The sequence below is a fragment of the Thalassolituus sp. LLYu03 genome (genome assembly GCF_050507655.1).
Classification (GTDB): domain Bacteria; phylum Pseudomonadota; class Gammaproteobacteria; order Pseudomonadales; family Oceanobacteraceae; genus Venatoribacter.
This window is the reverse complement of record NZ_CP191496.1, coordinates 1,631,497-1,647,264: the sequence shown is the minus strand read 5'-3', so window position 1 is coordinate 1,647,264 and position 15,768 is coordinate 1,631,497. Positions and strand designations below refer to the sequence as shown.

The following is a 15,768-nucleotide window of genomic DNA, read 5'->3' as shown; positions in this document are numbered from 1 at the left end:
TAAGGGGCGGGCAAATCACCATCAGATCTTCGCTGCCAGACGCACGCCCTGATCAATCGCGCGGCGTGCATCCAGTTCGGCGGCCACATCAGCACCACCAATCAGGTGAACGCTCAGGCCGCTGTTCTGCAGTTCGTTAAATAGACCGCGTTCAGACTCCTGACCGGCGCAGATCACAACGTTATCGACCTCAAGCAGCTTGGTTTCACCGTTAATGGTGATGTGCAGGCCTTTGTCATCAATCAGGTCGTAGCTGACGCCCGGCATCAGTTTCACGTCGCGTGCTTCCAGACCGGCGCGGTGAATCCAGCCGGTGGTTTTACCAGGGCCGGTGAGTTTTTGCTGTTTACGTTGCAGCAGGTAAATCTCGCGCTGTGGCATTTCCACTTCTGGCTGTTTCAGGCCGCCGGCGGTGGCGTAACTGGTATCAATACCCCATTCCTGATTGAACTTGGCCGGGTTCAGGCTGGCGCTTTCGCCCTGGTGGGTGAGAAATTCCGCCACGTCAAAACCAATACCGCCGGCACCGATAATCGCCACTTTTTTGCCAACCGGTTTGCGGTCGCGCAGTACGTCGAGGTAGCTCATTACTTTCGGGTGATCGATGCCCGGTACCGGTGGTGTGCGCGGCACAATGCCGGTGGCCAGAACCACTTCGTCGAAGCCGGCGGCTTTCAGATCGTCGGCAGTCACGCGGGTATTCAGGTGGAGTTTTACACCGGTCAGTTCGATCTGTTTGCGGAAGTAGCGCAGGGTTTCGTAGAACTCTTCTTTGCCCGGTACGGTTTTGGCGATGTTGAACTGGCCGCCAATCTGGCTGCCGGCATCAAACAGCTCAACATGGTGGCCGCGCTGGGCAGCGGTTACCGCAAAGCTCAGACCGGCAGGGCCGGCGCCAACCACGGCAATGCGTTTGGCGGCTGTGGTGTCCTGCAGCGGAATTTCGGTTTCGTGGCAGGCGCGCGGGTTGACCAGACAGGAGGTAATCTTCATGGCGAAGGTCTGGTCGAGACAGGCCTGGTTACAGCCAATGCAGGTGTTGATCTCGTCGGCGCGGCCCTGAGCGGCTTTTTCAACAAAGAAAGCATCGGCCAGGAACGGGCGTGCCATCGACACCATGTCGGCATTGCCTTCGGCCAGCACCTGTTCGCCCACTTCTGGGGTATTGATGCGGTTGGTGGTGACCAGCGGAATCTTCACCGCGCCCATCAGTTGTTTGGTCACCCAGGTGTAGGCTGCGCGCGGCACCTTGGTGGCAATGGTCGGCACACGGGCTTCGTGCCAGCCGATACCTGTGGTAATGATGGTAGCACCGGCGGCTTCAATGGCTTTCGCCAGCTGAATCACTTCGTCGAGGGTAGAGCCACCTTCCACCAGATCGAGCATAGAAAGACGGTAGAGGATGATAAATTCCGGGCCAACGCGCTCACGCACGTTGCGCACAATTTCAACCGCGAAGCGGATGCGGTTTTCATAGCTGCCACCCCATTCATCGTCGCGGTGGTTGGTACGCGCAGCGATAAACTGGTTGATCAAATAGCCTTCAGAACCCATCACCTCGACGCCATCGTAGCCGGCTTTCTGTGCCAGAGCGGCGCAACGGGCGAAGCTCTCGATGGTTTCCAGAACCTGATCGTGGCTCAGCTCACGCGGTACGAACGGGTTGATCGGGGCTTTTAACGCGCTCGGTGCAATCTGGTTCGGCTGGTAGCTGTAGCGGCCGGTGTGCAGAATCTGCATGGCAATTTTGCCGCCGTTGGCGTGCACGGCATCCGTTACCACGCGGTGATGTTCTGCTTCTTCTTCAGTGGTCAGCTTGGCCGACCCCTTAAACACCACGCCGTAGTCATCCGGTGAAATGCCACCGGTGACGATCAGGCCAACACCACCGCGGGCGCGTTCGGCATAAAAGGCCGCCATGCGCTCGAAGCCGTGTTCAACTTCTTCCAGGCCCAGGTGCATAGAGCCCATAAGTACGCGGTTGCGCAAGGTAGTAAAGCCGAGGTCCAGTGGAGCAAGCAGGTGCGGGTAAAGGCTGGAGGTCATCACGGTGATCCTGTTATGCATTATGTGGCCTCTTTATACGCAGGGGTTTCTCTAATTGCAACTGGTTGCATAAAGGCATTATGCTGCCATTCAAACCTTTGAATGAGCCGCCTATGTCGTTGCCGCATGCCTTACTGACCTCTCTGCTGGAGCAGCCCTGCGCGGGCATGGATCTGGCGCGGCGCTTTGAGCGCTCCATCGGTTTTTTCTGGCCGGCGACCCATCAGCAGATCTACAAAGAGCTGGGCAAACTGGAAGCAGCGGGCTGGGTGAGTTCGGCAGCCGAAGAGGGCGCGCGCGGGCGCAAACGCCGTTATGACGTACTGCCGGCCGGCAAGCTGGAGCTGCAACGCTGGGTGGCCGAGAGCGATGATCCGCCGCCGCTGCGCGATGCCTTAATGGTACGTCTGCGCGCCGAAGCGGCATTGGGCTCAGGTGCCGGGGTTGAGAATGACTTACGCCATCGGCTGGCGCGGCATCGGGCGCAGCTGGCCCTGTATGAAGCTATTGAACAGCGTGATTTCAGTGGCCGCGAACTGTCTGCCGCCGAGCAGCTGCAGCACCTGATTTTGCAGTCGGGTCTGGCCACCGAACGCGAGCAGATTCACTTTTGCGAAAAGGCGTTGGTGCTGCTGGCGGCGCTGCAACCCGCCGGGGTTTAAACGGCGCCAATTCCGTTTGCAGTAAACCAACGTGGAATGGTGTGCCGGGCTTTCGTTCGTTAGTCTGCGCGGCCAGCGCAAGCGTTAGTTAATCAGCGCCCCAGCGCCAGCGATGTTTACCAGGAGAGCCCTATGATTCAGCATCCCGCCGGTATTTTTCAGATCGACGCCGACTACGTTGCGCCGGGCCTTGCCAGTGTTTATTTAATCCGTCAGGGCGACCGGCTGGCGTTAATCGAAACCGGCACCGCCAGCACAGTGCCGCGCGTCATGGCGGCGATTGCCGAACTGGGCCTGACGCCTGAGCACGTCGACTGGATCATTCTGACCCATATTCATCTCGATCACGCCGCCGGCGCGGGCGCCTTAATGGCCAAATGCCCGAATGCGCGCCTGGTGGTTCACCCGCGCGGTGCGGCGCATATGATCAATCCGCAAAAGCTGGAAGCCGGTACCCGTGCTGTGTACGGCGATGAGGCTTATAACCGCTTATACGGTGCGCTGATTCCTGTGCCTGCCGAGCGGGTGGTGGCTGCCATCGACGGTTTTACCCTGAAATTTAACGGCCGTACGCTCACCTTTCTCGATACCCCGGGGCATGCGCTGCACCATGTGTGCATTCACGATTCGCTGAGTCATTCACTTTTCAGTGGCGACACCTTTGGTCTGTCGTACCGCCTGTTCGACAGTCGTGATGGCCGTGTGCTGTTGTTTGTCACCACCACGCCGGTGCATTTTGACCCGGATGCCATGCGAGCCAGCATTGAACGCATCTGCGCATTAAACCCGCAGTTTGTTTACCTCACGCACTACGGCCCGGTCAAAGCGGATGCCGCCAATGTGCAGCAGTTGCTGCAATCGCTGGATGCGTTTGTGGCCATTGCGAAAGCCGAGCTGGGCAAGCCCGAGGGGCGGGTAGAGCGTATGAAGCAGGCCATTGCCGATTGGCTGCTGCAACGGGCGCGCGCCCTGAATTCGGAAGTGTCGGCAGAAACTGCGCGCCGCTGGCTGGCAACCGATGCCGACCTTAACGCCCAGGGGCTGGATGTATGGCTCGCCCGTCAGGAAAAATCATCCCAGTAAGGCGTTTCGCCGTAATAGCCCGCCATAAAATCGAGAAAACTGCGCACCTTGCCCGACAATAACTGGCGGTGCGCGTACACCGCGTACAGCGCAATCGGCGGTGGCGCCTCGTGCTGCAGAATGGCGCGCAGGCGTCCGTCGCGCAGGGCGGGGCCGGCAATAAAGCTTGGCTGCATCACAATGCCACCGCCTTCAATCGCCACCTGCGTAAGAATATTGCCGTTATTGGCCTGAAACGGATGGCGGAAGGCGATGCCGGTGCTGGCCGCGCTTTGCAGGGCACCGTCGGATGAATAGGTGTAATGCAGGTAACGGTGATGGCGCAGGTCATCGAGCGACTGGGGTTCGCCGTATTCCGCAAGGTAGGCCGGCGAGGCGCAGATCACCAGCCGCACCGGCGCCAGCCGTTTGGCGATTAATGATGAACTCTGCAGTTGGCCAATGCGTAGCGCCACATCAAAACCTTCTTCCACAATATCCACCTTGCGGTCGTTCAGGCTCAGGTCGATGCGCATATCGGGCCAGCGCTTCTGAAACTCACTTAATGGCTTTGCCAGATGCTCCAGTGCAAACGACACCGGCGCGCTGATGCGCAGCAGGCCGCGGGCGCTGTTCTGCATTTCCCCCAGCTGGCTTTCCAGATCATCCATGTCCGACAGAATGTGCGCGGCGCGCTGATAACAGGCGGTGCCGGCTTCGGTGATTTTCACCTGCCGGGTGGTGCGGTTCAGCAGGCGGGTGTTCAGGTGTTCTTCCAGCTGCGACACGTATTTGCTGACCAGTTGCGGGCTCACGTTCAGCTTCTGCGCGGCTTTGGCAAACGAGCCTTCGTTCACCACTGTGACAAAGGCCTTCAGGCATTCAATCCGGTCCATGCTGGGTTCCTCATACTGGTTCCGGAATACTATCCATGATTTGTTGATAATAAAACAATGCTGGCCACGTTTATCGCTGAATCGGGAATGACTAAAGTGGTTATCAAGCAGCGGGGAATTGGCCCCGGACTGAAATAAACAATCTGGAGTTCCCTATGAATACTCAACTGATCAATCGCGTTCTGTCTTCCAAAGCCGGTCTGGCCGCACTGATTCTGCGGGTACCTGTCGGTCTGATTCTGGCCGCTCACGGTTCGCAGAAACTGTTTGCCTGGTTCGGCGGTTACGGCCTTGAAGGCACCGGTCAGTGGATGGCCAGCATCGGCCTGGAACCCGGTTACCTGATGGCTCTGCTGGCTGGCAGCGCCGAATTCTTCGGCGGTCTGGCGCTGGTGTTGGGTTTCCTGACCCGTCCGGCGGCTGTGGTAACGGCCTTCACCATGCTGGTTGCCATGTTCAGCGTGCACATCAGCAACGGTCTGTTTATGGCCAATAACGGTTACGAATACGCACTGACGCTGGCTGTGGTTGCTGCCGCACTGGCAGTGCAGGGTGCAGGTTCGCTGTCGGTAGACGGTGTGCTGGCCAAACGTTTCCGCTGAGTTAAACGCTCACAGGGCCTGCCAAATGGCAGGCCTTTTTGTTTCTGACGATCCATTTTTTCTGCACGCTCTTATCCCTGTTTTTGAGCCCATTTCAGTGCAAATTTCTGTGCCTGTTTCTATGCATGAGCGTGCAACCCGAATTCCGACAGGAGGCCTGTTATGTTAGTGAACGGCATCTGGAGCAAAGACTGGCAACCGGTTCAGTCCAAAGATGAACAAGGGCGTTTTATCCGCCAGACATCCACCTTCCGCCACTGGATCACCGCTGATGGCAGTGCCGGGCCGACGGGCGAGGGCGGCTTTAAAGCCGAGGCGGGCCGTTATCATCTGTACGTGGCTTATATCTGCCCCTGGGCATCTCGCACGCTCATGGTCCGGGCGCTGAAAGGCCTGCAGGATTACATCACGGTGTCTGTGGTCGAACCTGCCTTAACCGACAACGGCTGGCAGTTTGCTCCGTCTCATCGCGGCTATGCCGGCGCCTCTGGCAGCAGCGGCTTCGACGGAGCGACGCCCGACAGCATTAACGGCACCCGCTACGTCCACGAGCTGTACAGCAAGGCCGACCCTCTGGTCAGCGGCCGCGCCACCGTACCTGTGCTGTGGGACAAAAAGACCAATCGTCTTGTGAACAACGAATCGGCGGATATTATCCGCATGTTAAACAGCGCCTTCGATCACTTAACCGGAAATACGCTGAATCTGTATCCGGCTGAGCTGGCTTCTGAAATTGATGCGCTTAACGAGGTGATTTACACAGACCTGAACAACGGCGTGTATCAGGCGGGCTTTGCTTCGTCGCAACTGGCGTACGAAGAAGCCTACACCAAAGTATTTAACTGTCTGGATGCGCTGGAAGCGCGTTTGCAGGATGGTCGTGCTTATCTGTTGGGCAATGATCTGACCGAAACCGATATCCGCACTTTCGTTACCCTGATCCGCTTCGACTCCGCCTACCACGGCCTGTTTAAGTGCAACCGCAATACCTTAAATGACATGCCGGCGTTATACGCGTATATGCAGCGTATTCACGCACTGCCGGGTATCGCTGCCACAGTGCGTCAGGACCATATCAAAGCGGGTTACTACTCCATTAAAAGCCTGAATCCGTCCGGTATTGTGCCGCTTGGGCCAAGGGGTTGAGTGAGTTGCCTTTAGCTGAGCAGGGCTAAGGTTGCCATCGGATTTCATACCCCATCTGACTTCTTTCCTTTCAGGGTCGGCGGCGAGCAACTCGCGCCGGCCCTGTTTCTTTTGGTCGTATATTTCCACTTGCCGGTTTTGTGGCGGGGTAGTACCTTAGCGTTAATTAGATCAATAGGGTGCGTGCGGTTTGCTGGCTTAGTTTATGGCGTGTTTACGAATAAAGCATGAGCCTACGGCGAGCACTACCATCTGGTAGGGGCTTTTGAGTTATGGAAGATTTCTCAGCCTGTTCAATACGTTACGCGGGGTTTCTCTAAAGAGTCTCCCGGGATAAATGCGCACGCACACTAATAAGCTGCTATGGGACAAGAAGGAGTAGACATGATTTTTAGACTTGCTTTATTTATTTGGGCTTTGAGTGCCACTGTCGTCAGTGCAGATGTTTTGTGGGATATCCCAGTAAACAAGATAGGTACAATCACCGGAAAGCTTTATATCAAGGACTTAACTGTTGGTGATAAAGCAAAAATAGACAAGTACTCTTTATTTTGTACGACAAAAAACAACGCATTAGCAATAGGTGGCTATACCGAAATAGGAGACGGGGATTACTTGGTTCAGCTCATGCCGGGCAACAAAATTACATTAACCGTTCCAGACGCAGAAGAATTCATAAAGAAAATATTTTCTGATGAGTCTTACGCAAATTGTGACTGGTGGACTGCCGACAAAGGTGCGAGTAGCGTCGTTATCGATAGTATAAATGGCAAAAATAAGCTATCGGAATTACTCAAAAATCCATAAAAAGACCAGCCGGAAGGATGCCAAAACCGCCGCTGCGCTCTGGTTTTGTCACCCCTTCTGGAGGCGTTAGCTATACATAGGGACTCTAAACTTGTACCAAATAAGATACTGGAATCTGCTGAAAGAGTTAAAAGCGCAAGTTGCGTATCTTCATGCATATGCGGCAAGTGATGAATTTCTTGATAAGTCAGTGAGTATATTTCTCGCGGTTACATCATCAGCAAGTATCGCTGGCTGGGCTTTGTGGAATGAATATCAGCTAGTTTGGGCGTGTATAATTGCGGCCTCCCAAGTAGTAACAGCTATCAAACCTTTTCTGCCTTTTCGAAAACGAATGAAAGCAGTCTCAGACCTAAATACACAAATACAATCAATTTTTTTGGACGCTGAAACAGGTTGGTACAGAGTTTCTGAAGGCTATCTTACTGAAGAAGAAATTCATCAAGAAACGGTTAGGCTAAAAGGACGGGTCTTAAGTGCTGAAGGAAGTACTTTAAATGGGCTAGTCCTTCCGAGGAAGAGAGCATTGAAAGAACTTGCAGAGAAATCGGCAGACGAATATTTTACAGTCAACTACTCAGGAGAAGGATGATGGGCGGTAAACAGCAGCAGGATAGTAATCGTGGGAGTATCACTCCAAATAGTGGCCGAAACTTGCCTAATATGACGGTAAAAACGCCTATGCCACCCGTTAAACCACCAAAGCCTTCCGGTGCTGGAAGTAGCGGCAGTGGTAATAGCTAACAAGCCGCTGAAATTCGTTAAGGCCACAAAAAGCGTGGCCTTCCACTTGGCCTCGCTTCGCTCGCCGTCAAGTGGGGCGTTATGCGTCATAAGAGGGAAATCTCATGGCTGCGATGTACGATAAGCCTGTGCGCATTCTGATGCAGGAGATGATCCCCGCATTAGGGCTTTCGCCAGGTGACACGTTCACGCGGGAACAAGCGGTTCAATGGTTTGCTGAGAATTATCCCAAAATCAAACAGGGAACTATCGCGGCTCACCTAGTTCGGCTTTCCACCAATGTGCCAACACGATTGCAGTACAGCGTTCGCTCTGACGGCTCTGATGATCACTTCTTCAAGATTGATAGCAGCTCTTTTCGGCTATATGAGCCAGAGAAAGACCCCAAGCCTATTTCCGAGGCGGCACAAGTCCGGGAGGAGCCGCAGGAATCCATCGCTGAGGGAACTGGTGAATTTGCATACGAACACGATCTAAGAGATTTTCTAGCTCGTAATCTGCAGCTCGTTGAACCAGGGCTCACTCTTTACACTGACGAAGGAATTACAGGAGTGGAATTTCCGGTTGGAGGTCGGTTTATCGACCTTCTGGCCGTGGATGCTTCAGGAAACTACGTGGTCATTGAGTTGAAGGTGTCTAAGGGCTACGACCGAGTAGTGGGCCAAATTCTCCGGTACATGAATTGGATCAAGATGAATCAGGCGGATGAAAGCCAGGGCGTCAGAGGAATCATCATCGCCAAAAACATCAGCGAAGATCTCCGGTTGGCCTGCGCCGGACTGCCAAGTGTCACACTGGCTGAGTATGAATTGGCAGTATCCATCAAGCCCGTTGCAGGACTTCAGCCATGACGCATAACAACACGTTGCAGGCGAGGTTTGACTCTTTGGCCACTTTTGCAGTCGCAAAATCGGTCATCGCCTCAAACTCGCCTGAACGTGGGCGTTAATAATGAAAGGCGCCACCGGCGCCTTTTTCATTTCCTGCTATCGAGTCGGCCAGCTTATCCCTCAAGCTTATCCAGCACCGCCGCTAAACGACTCACCGCACCCTCCACATCGTGCAGTTTATCCAGTCCGAATAAACCCACGCGGAAGCTTTTGTAGCTGTCCGGTTCGTCGCACATTAATGGCACACCGGCGGCGGCCTGCAGGCCGAGGCGGGCGAATTTGCTGCCGTTCTGAATGTCTGGGTCATTGGTGTAGCTGACCACCACGCCGGGCGCTTTAAAACCATCGGCGGCGACGCTGCGGATACCTCGGCCTTCGAGCATGGTGCGCACGGCCTGGCCAAGCGCGATCTGTTCGTCACGCACTTTGGTAAAACCGTAATCGCGGGTTTCGAGCATGGTGTCGCGGAATTTCGCTAAGGCATCGGTTGGCAGGGTGGCGTGGTAGGCATGGCCGCCTTTTTCGTAGGCCTTCATGATGTTGGCCCACTGCTTCAGGTTGCAGGCAAAGCTGCTGCTGTCGCGCGTTTGCATACGCTCGTAAGCAGCATCGTTGAGCATCACCAGTGCTGCACAAGGGGAGGAACTCCAGCCTTTTTGCGGGGCACTGAGCAGCACGTCGACGCCGGTGGCTTTCATATCCACCCATAAGGTGCCGGAGGCTACGCAGTCGAGCACAAACAATCCGCCCACCTGATGCACGGCATCGGCCACGGCTTTCAGGTAGTCGTCGGGCAGTATCATGCCGGAGGCGGTTTCCACATGCGGCGCAAACACCATGTCGGGTTTTTCGCGCAAAATGGTGCTGACCACCTCGTCGATGGGCGCTGGTGCAAAGGGGGCTTGTTCGTCGGCGCTGATGCGTCGCGCTTTCAACACAATTTCGCTGGCCGGAATGCTGCCTGCGGCAAAAATCTGGCTCCAGCGGTAGCTGAACCAGCCGTTGCGGATGACCAGACATTTCTGATTGTGGGCAAACTGGCGGGCAATGGCTTCCATACCGTAGGTGCCGCCACCGGGAACCACCACCACATGATCAGCCTGGTATACGTCTTTCAGGGTGGAAGAAATATCGCGCATCACTTGCTGGAAGCGGGCCGACATATGGTTCAGCGAGCGGTCGGTAAATACCACTGAATATTCGAGCAGACCGTCCGGGTCTACGTCTGGTAATAATCCCGCCATGGGCAACACCTTTTCGTTACGTTGGAGTGTTGCCTGATTAGACGGGATGTTTGTGCAGAAATAAAGACAGAAGGGCCGGAAGTGAGAGGTAAGAAGCCAGAAGCTTCGAGCCTCAGGCTTCAAGCTTCAAGCTTCAAGCTTCAAGCATCAAATTACTCAGCCATCTTGCGCTGCTGTTCTTTTAACGCCAGCTTTTCTTCGCGACGCAGACGGATCTTTTCTTCCAGATCATCGCCAATGTGGTTTTCGCCGCGTTCGCGCGCCAGTTGCATTTGCAGTTCACGCGCGCGGAAACGTTCGCGCTGTTCTTCGGAATATTCATCAAAACACTGGTGGCAGCTGACGCCCTGAGCGTAGTGCTCGTGTTGTTTGTCGGCTTCGGTGATCGGGCGACGGCAGGCGTGGCACTGGTCGAAGTCGCCTTTTTCCAGCTGGTGATTAACGGTCACGCGGTTGTCGAACACAAAGCATTCGCCTTCCCACATGGAATCCGCCTGCGGTACTTCTTCCAGATATTTCAGGATGCCGCCTTCCAGGTGATAAACCTCGTCAAAACCCTGTTCTTTCAGATACGCGGTGGATTTTTCGCAGCGGATACCGCCGGTGCAGAACATGGCCACTTTTTTGTGTTTGGCCGGGTCCAGATTGTCTTTCACGTATTGCGGAAATTCGCGGAAGGTTTTGGTTTTCGGGTCGAGGGCGCCCTTGAACGTTCCAATGCCCACTTCGTAATCGTTGCGGGTATCCACCAGAATCACGTCCGGGTCGGAAATCAGCGCGTTCCAGTCGGCCGGTTTTACGTAGGTGCCGACCACGCGTTTCGGGTCGATGCCCTCAACGCCCATGGTGACGATCTCTTTCTTGAGTTTCACCTTGGTGCGGTAGAAGGGGTTGGCGTCGTCGTAGGATTCTTTGTAGCTCAGGTCGGCCAGACGCGGGTCGGCTTTCAGGTGCGCCAGCAGGGCGTCGATGCCTTCGCGGCTGCCGGCTACGGTGCCGTTGATGCCTTCGGCGGCCAGCAGCAGGGTGCCTTTCACGTCGAGCTTGAGCATTTCATCCAGCAGGGGCTGGCGCAGGTCTTCGTAGTTGTCGAGCGTGACGAATTTGTACAGCGCACAGACGACGGTATTGCTTGTGTTGGTCATAATGTCCTCGGCTGGCCGGAGCGTAAGTCCGGTGCAGATGGTGAAATCAGGGCGCGGAGTATACGGAATATACCCCAGCAGTCCAGTCGGGCTTTGTCCGGTTAGCAGAGGTTTTTATGTCAGACAGCATCCGTCGCTTTACCCCAGACGCCGAATACTTCTTTGAAGAGGGCTGTTTCATTAATGAACTGTCCAACCGCGCCGATGATCCGCAGGCGTCCATTGCTCAGGCGCGGGTGCGACCCGGCGATACTACGCGCTGGCACAGCCTTGCCGGCATTACCGAGCGCTATGTGATTCTGCAGGGCGAAGGCGTGGTGGAAGTGGGCGATGAACCGGCCAGAAAGGTAGCTGCCGGCGATGTTGTGATCATCGCGCCGGGCGAGCGCCAGCGAATTCATAATCCGGCGGCTGTTCACAGTTCAGGCGCTTTTCACAATCTGGGAGCAGGGGACCTGATCTTTCTGGCCATCTGTACGCCGCGGTTTGTGCCCGAGGCGTATCAGGATCTGGAAGACTAATCCGCTGGGCCCTATTTATTGGTTTGATCAGCAGGCCAGGCGCAGAAGCAACCACTGCCGGCCACGTTGGCAAACGGGCCGTAATGGCCGGTCTGCAGGCTGCGCACAATGTTAGGGAAGAAGTCGTCGTTAGCCACGGTGCACAGCGCGCCGAAGCCGTAGGCGCCAAAGTAGCCCAGCTTTCCATCGGCGCCGAACAGGGCAACTGCCGGGCTGGCAGGTAGATTGAGGGGCTGTGGCTGCGGTTGATTGCCAGGCTGGGTCTCGTCGTGATTGGAACGGAACACAGTCTCGCGCACCAGCGTCATGCGCGAGCCGTTCAGACGGTTAAATTCGGCTTCGGCGTCATTGCTTAAACTGGCCGGCGCGACCACCAGAATGCGCAGCTGGCTGGCATCGAACTGGTGAATCAGGGCATCGAAATGACGCTGGCTCAGCTGATTGCACAAACAGCCCGGATTCCAGAAATGCAGCAGGGTAACCTGACCCGGTTGAGCAGCCGGCAATGCCTGCAGCAAGGGTTGCAGGCGCTGCTCAACCTCTTCGGCGCGCCAGTAGGCCGCATCGTCACCGGCTCCGACAAACGCCCGCACATTCTTTTGCTGAAACCACCACAGACCCGCCAGCGTCGCCATCAGCCAGATAACGATCAGCCCGAACAGCAGGGCGGTTTTAGCAGCAGAGGCGGATGCAGTTTGGGCGTTCATGGGTGATTCCACAGCAAGTTGGGGGCATTATACCCGCCTTAAGCGGCTGCGCCTTGTAACCCGTCAATAACGAGAGTGCTTACAGGCTGCTGCTGCGCGTTTATCTGTTTTGGATGTATCTATGACGCTGGAACCACAGCTGATTCTGACGGGCACCGCCCACAACTTCGATGAGCTGCTGGCCCAAAGCCGCGTGCCCGTGGTGGTGGATTTCTGGGCGCCCTGGTGTGCGCCATGCCGGGCGCTGCTGCCGGTGCTGGAGTCTGTGGTGGCTGAATTTCACGGGCAGTTGCTGCTGGTGAAAGTGAATGCCGATGAAGAGCCCGACCTGTGCGCCCGCTTTGCCGTGCGCAGCCTGCCGTCGGTGGTGCTGGTGAAAGACACTCAGATCGCCGACCGCTTTATGGGCGCTGTGACCGAAAGTCAGTTGCGTGCTTTCCTCGACCCTTATGTCGAACACGACTACGACCGCCTGCTGACTCGCGCGGCGGCCGAGCCTGACTCGTTGCAGGCGCTGTGTTTACTGCGCGACGCCGCTGTCATGGCGCCGGGCAAAGCGCATGTAATTGCCCGCGTCGCCCATGCGCTGATGGATCGCGTGCAGACGCTTTCTTTACCATCTGAGCCCGTCATTGCCCCCGCTGAGCGGCCGCCGGAAACCGCCGAATTGCTGGCAGAAGCGGGGCGTTATCTTCATGCAGCGGGTCTGGAAGCGCAGCGCGAGCCCGAGGTCGCGCGGGCGCTGGCTCGTTTACAGCTGCTGCGGCAGGCTGCGTCGGGCGCTGGCGACGAAACCCGGCTGCGCGAGGGGGTTGCACAGGGGGATCATCAGGCGGCCATTGCACTGGCCTCATTGCTGGCGGCACGGGGCGACAGCGGCGCTGGCTTTGAGCTTCTGCTGCACTGGCTGGAACCGGGCCGTTCTGACGGAACAACCCGCGACACGGTGCGCAAGGCTTTGGTGTATCTGATTAATACGGTCGATGACCGCGACATTGCCAATCTGTACCGGCGCAAAATGTTTGCGCTGCTGCACTGACGTCTGTGGCTGGTTATTGTCTTAATTTCATCGCTGTCATTCAGAACCCAATCCTCTTCCGACGGTATTCCATGACTAAGCTGATATCAGACTGTTACATCAGAGCGTTGGCATGAATACAGTGAGTGCAGCAACCGGACAGAACCATGAAGGCGTGAGCCATTTCCGCGCCCGTCTTGTACGGCGTCTGCGGCGGGAAGGTCTGGATAAAGACCACGTTGAAGACGTGGTCAGCGCCGAGCAGTCTGTGTGGTCGGTTCTGTTTGATCATTCCCGCGACGGCATCGTTATTATCAATGAGCAGGGTCGTGTGGTGGATGCTAATCCGGCGTTTGCGGTTCTTCTTGGTTATTCGCTGGACGAGATTCTCGGGTTGTCCGTTTATGACTGGGACGCGCAATATAACCGTGAACAGATAGCGGACATGCTGGCGACTATTGATAAAACAGGGGCGGATATTCAGTCGCGCTTCCGTTGCAGCGATGGCCACATTATCGATGTTGAGATGAGCAATAACGGCGTTGTATACGACGGCGAAAAACTGATCTTCTGCATTTGCCGCGATGTGACGCAGCGCAAAGAGTACGAGCGGCGTATTAATCAGATGGCTACGACGGATGCACTCACGGGGTTACTTAACCGCCGTGAGTTCAGTATCCGCCTGAATCAGGCGTTGGCGTCAGCGCAGGATTCTGAGCTTGCTGTGATTCTGTTTGACGTTGATCACTTTAAATCCATCAATGACCGTTTTGGCCATGCGGTCGGCGATCAGGTGCTGATGCGCATTGCGACCCAAATTCAGCGCATGGTGCGCGCCAGTGACAGTGTTGCGCGCTGGGGCGGCGAGGAGTTTGTGATTCTGCTGCCCGGTGTGAATTCTGCTCAGGCTGCCAGGCTAGCCGATAGCATGCGTCAGGCGATTGCGGATCTGACCTTTGAAAATGCCGGGCAGGTGACGGCAAGCTTTGGCGTCGCCCCGAGAATTTCCGGCGATCATTCAGCGTCGCTTATCCGCCGCGCCGATCATGCGATGTACGAAGCCAAAGGCGCAGGACGCAACTGCGTGCAGCTGCTGAACGATGACAATTCCGCTCCGGTTTGTTGCCCCTGATAAACTCTGTTCCATTAGCCTTTATTCCGCATGAATCCCGATGCGCTACCATAGCCCGACAACATAAAAGGGGGCGGTATGGAAAAGCGTACACTGGGAACCACAGACCTTAAGGTCAGCAAGCTGTGTCTTGGCACTATGACCTGGGGAGAGCAAAACTCCGAAACCGAAGCCCATCAGCAAATGGATTACGCCATTGGCTGCGGCATTAACTTTTTCGATACTGCCGAAATGTACCCGGTGCCGCCCAAAGGCGAAACTCAGGGCCGTACCGAAGAATACATTGGCAGCTGGCTGGCAAAGTCCGGTCAGCGTAACAACCTGGTTCTGGCGACCAAAGTGGCTGGCCCCGGCGATTGGATGACGCACATCCGCAATGGTCCGCAACTGACCCGCGTGCATATCCGCAGCGCGGTTGAGAGCAGCCTTAAGCGTCTGCAGACGGACTATATCGATCTGTATCAGATTCACTGGCCGGCACGCCCGACCAATTTTTTCGGCAAGCTGGGTTATGTGCACGACGAGCAGATCAGCACGCCTCTGGAAGAAACCCTGTCCGGACTGGTTGAATTAATTCAGGAAGGCAAAATCCGTCATTACGGCCTGTCGAACGAAACCGCCTGGGGCACCATGAAAGTGCTGCAGATCGCCGAAAAACACGGCTGGCCGAAACCGGTGAGCATTCAGAACCCTTACAACCTGCTGAACCGCAGTTATGAAGTGGGGCTGGCCGAGGTGTCGCACCGCGAAAATGTCGGCCTGCTGGCGTATTCGCCGATGGCCTTTGGTGTGCTCAGTGGCAAATACCTGAATGGGCAGCAGCCGCCGAAAGGCCGCATCACCTTATTCGAGCGTTTCGCCCGCTATAAAGGCGAGCACGCTGACATTGCGGTACAAAAATACGCTGATCTGGCGCGCCAGCACGGTTTAACACCGGCGGCCATGGCGCTGGCCTTTGTGTCGCAGCAAGGGTTTGTTACCAGCAACATTATTGGTGCAACCACCATGGAGCAGCTGGCCGAGAATATTGCCACGGCGTCGCTGACACTAAGCCCGACCTTGCTGGCGGAAATTGATGCCATTCATAAGGTGCATTCGAATCCGTGTCCGTAAGTCTGCACAGATGCCTGTAAATCGTTAGAATAC

At 55.9% G+C, this 15,768-nt stretch carries 16 protein-coding genes; 11 read left to right on the top strand and 5 right to left on the bottom strand.

The genetic code is table 11. The features are described from left to right. Nucleotides 1-21: 21 nt before the first annotated feature. Nucleotides 22-2,046 carry an FAD-dependent oxidoreductase gene (locus tag ACQUQU_RS07565; RefSeq protein WP_430462635.1) on the bottom strand — a complete coding sequence of 675 codons (2,025 nt, stop codon included), beginning with the start codon at nt 2,044-2,046 and terminating at the stop codon, nt 22-24. A gap of 113 nt (nt 2,047-2,159) precedes the next feature. On the opposite strand from ACQUQU_RS07565, the gene ACQUQU_RS07560 reads away from it, so the two are divergent. Next, nucleotides 2,160-2,708, top strand: a complete 549-nt coding sequence (locus ACQUQU_RS07560; RefSeq protein ID WP_430462634.1) for a PadR family transcriptional regulator — start codon at nt 2,160-2,162, stop codon at nt 2,706-2,708. Nucleotides 2,709-2,840: 132 nt separating this feature from the next. Further along, a complete protein-coding gene (locus tag ACQUQU_RS07555) occupies nt 2,841-3,791 on the top strand; it encodes an MBL fold metallo-hydrolase (protein WP_430462633.1) in 951 nt (316 codons plus the stop codon). Here the strand turns inward: ACQUQU_RS07555 and ACQUQU_RS07550 are convergent. Next, nucleotides 3,770-4,666, bottom strand: coding sequence for a LysR family transcriptional regulator (locus tag ACQUQU_RS07550; RefSeq protein ID WP_430462632.1), 897 nt, complete (start codon nt 4,664-4,666; stop codon nt 3,770-3,772). The two genes, ACQUQU_RS07555 and ACQUQU_RS07550, sit on opposite strands and share 22 nt — an antisense overlap. Before the next feature lie 155 nt (nt 4,667-4,821). Between ACQUQU_RS07550 and ACQUQU_RS07545 the strand changes: the two genes are divergently transcribed. From ACQUQU_RS07545 to ACQUQU_RS07525, 5 genes are all read left to right on the top strand, one after another. Further along, nucleotides 4,822-5,268 (top strand): DoxX family protein, encoded by a 447-nt coding sequence (locus ACQUQU_RS07545; protein WP_430462631.1) that lies wholly within the window; start codon nt 4,822-4,824, stop codon nt 5,266-5,268. Nucleotides 5,269-5,430: 162 nt separating this feature from the next. Continuing rightward, entirely contained in the window at nt 5,431-6,414 is a 984-nt protein-coding gene (locus tag ACQUQU_RS07540; RefSeq protein WP_430462630.1) for a glutathione S-transferase family protein, read from the top strand. Between the two features lie 363 nt (nt 6,415-6,777). Further along, nucleotides 6,778-7,221, top strand: coding sequence for a hypothetical protein (locus ACQUQU_RS07535; protein ID WP_430462629.1), 444 nt, complete (start codon nt 6,778-6,780; stop codon nt 7,219-7,221). A 91-nt stretch (nt 7,222-7,312) separates the two neighbouring features. Then, nucleotides 7,313-7,813 (top strand): hypothetical protein, encoded by a 501-nt coding sequence (locus ACQUQU_RS07530; protein WP_430462628.1) that lies wholly within the window; start codon nt 7,313-7,315, stop codon nt 7,811-7,813. A gap of 256 nt (nt 7,814-8,069) precedes the next feature. After that, the gene (locus ACQUQU_RS07525; protein ID WP_430462627.1) at nt 8,070-8,816 is read left to right on the top strand and encodes an endonuclease NucS domain-containing protein; all 747 of its coding nucleotides are present in this window, start codon (nt 8,070-8,072) and stop codon (nt 8,814-8,816) included. Between the two features lie 152 nt (nt 8,817-8,968). Here the strand turns inward: ACQUQU_RS07525 and ACQUQU_RS07520 are convergent, their stop codons facing one another. Next, nucleotides 8,969-10,099 carry an aminotransferase class V-fold PLP-dependent enzyme gene (locus tag ACQUQU_RS07520; RefSeq protein ID WP_430462626.1) on the bottom strand — a complete coding sequence of 377 codons (1,131 nt, stop codon included), beginning with the start codon at nt 10,097-10,099 and terminating at the stop codon, nt 8,969-8,971. A 152-nt stretch (nt 10,100-10,251) separates the two neighbouring features. Continuing rightward, the gene (locus ACQUQU_RS07515; RefSeq protein WP_430462625.1) at nt 10,252-11,244 is read right to left on the bottom strand and encodes a rhodanese-related sulfurtransferase; all 993 of its coding nucleotides are present in this window, start codon (nt 11,242-11,244) and stop codon (nt 10,252-10,254) included. Between the two features lie 116 nt (nt 11,245-11,360). On the opposite strand from ACQUQU_RS07515, the gene ACQUQU_RS07510 reads away from it, so the two are divergent. After that, nucleotides 11,361-11,765: a cupin domain-containing protein gene (locus ACQUQU_RS07510; RefSeq protein WP_430462624.1), complete on the top strand. Its 405-nt coding sequence runs from the start codon at nt 11,361-11,363 to the stop codon at nt 11,763-11,765. Nucleotides 11,766-11,776: 11 nt separating this feature from the next. Here the strand turns inward: ACQUQU_RS07510 and ACQUQU_RS07505 are convergent, their stop codons facing one another. Then, nucleotides 11,777-12,472, bottom strand: a complete 696-nt coding sequence (locus ACQUQU_RS07505; protein ID WP_430462623.1) for a DUF6436 domain-containing protein — start codon at nt 12,470-12,472, stop codon at nt 11,777-11,779. 121 nt (nt 12,473-12,593) lie between these two features. On the opposite strand from ACQUQU_RS07505, the gene ACQUQU_RS07500 reads away from it, so the two are divergent. From ACQUQU_RS07500 to ACQUQU_RS07490, 3 genes are all read left to right on the top strand, one after another. Beyond that, entirely contained in the window at nt 12,594-13,511 is a 918-nt protein-coding gene (locus ACQUQU_RS07500) for a tetratricopeptide repeat protein (RefSeq protein WP_430462622.1), read from the top strand. A 112-nt stretch (nt 13,512-13,623) separates the two neighbouring features. Continuing rightward, complete coding sequence (locus ACQUQU_RS07495) at nt 13,624-14,622, top strand: diguanylate cyclase domain-containing protein (RefSeq protein ID WP_430462621.1); 999 nt, start codon at nt 13,624-13,626, stop codon at nt 14,620-14,622. Between the two features lie 78 nt (nt 14,623-14,700). Continuing rightward, nucleotides 14,701-15,735, top strand: coding sequence for an NADP(H)-dependent aldo-keto reductase (locus ACQUQU_RS07490; RefSeq protein ID WP_430462620.1), 1,035 nt, complete (start codon nt 14,701-14,703; stop codon nt 15,733-15,735). The last annotated feature ends 33 nt before the right edge of the window (nt 15,736-15,768 follow it).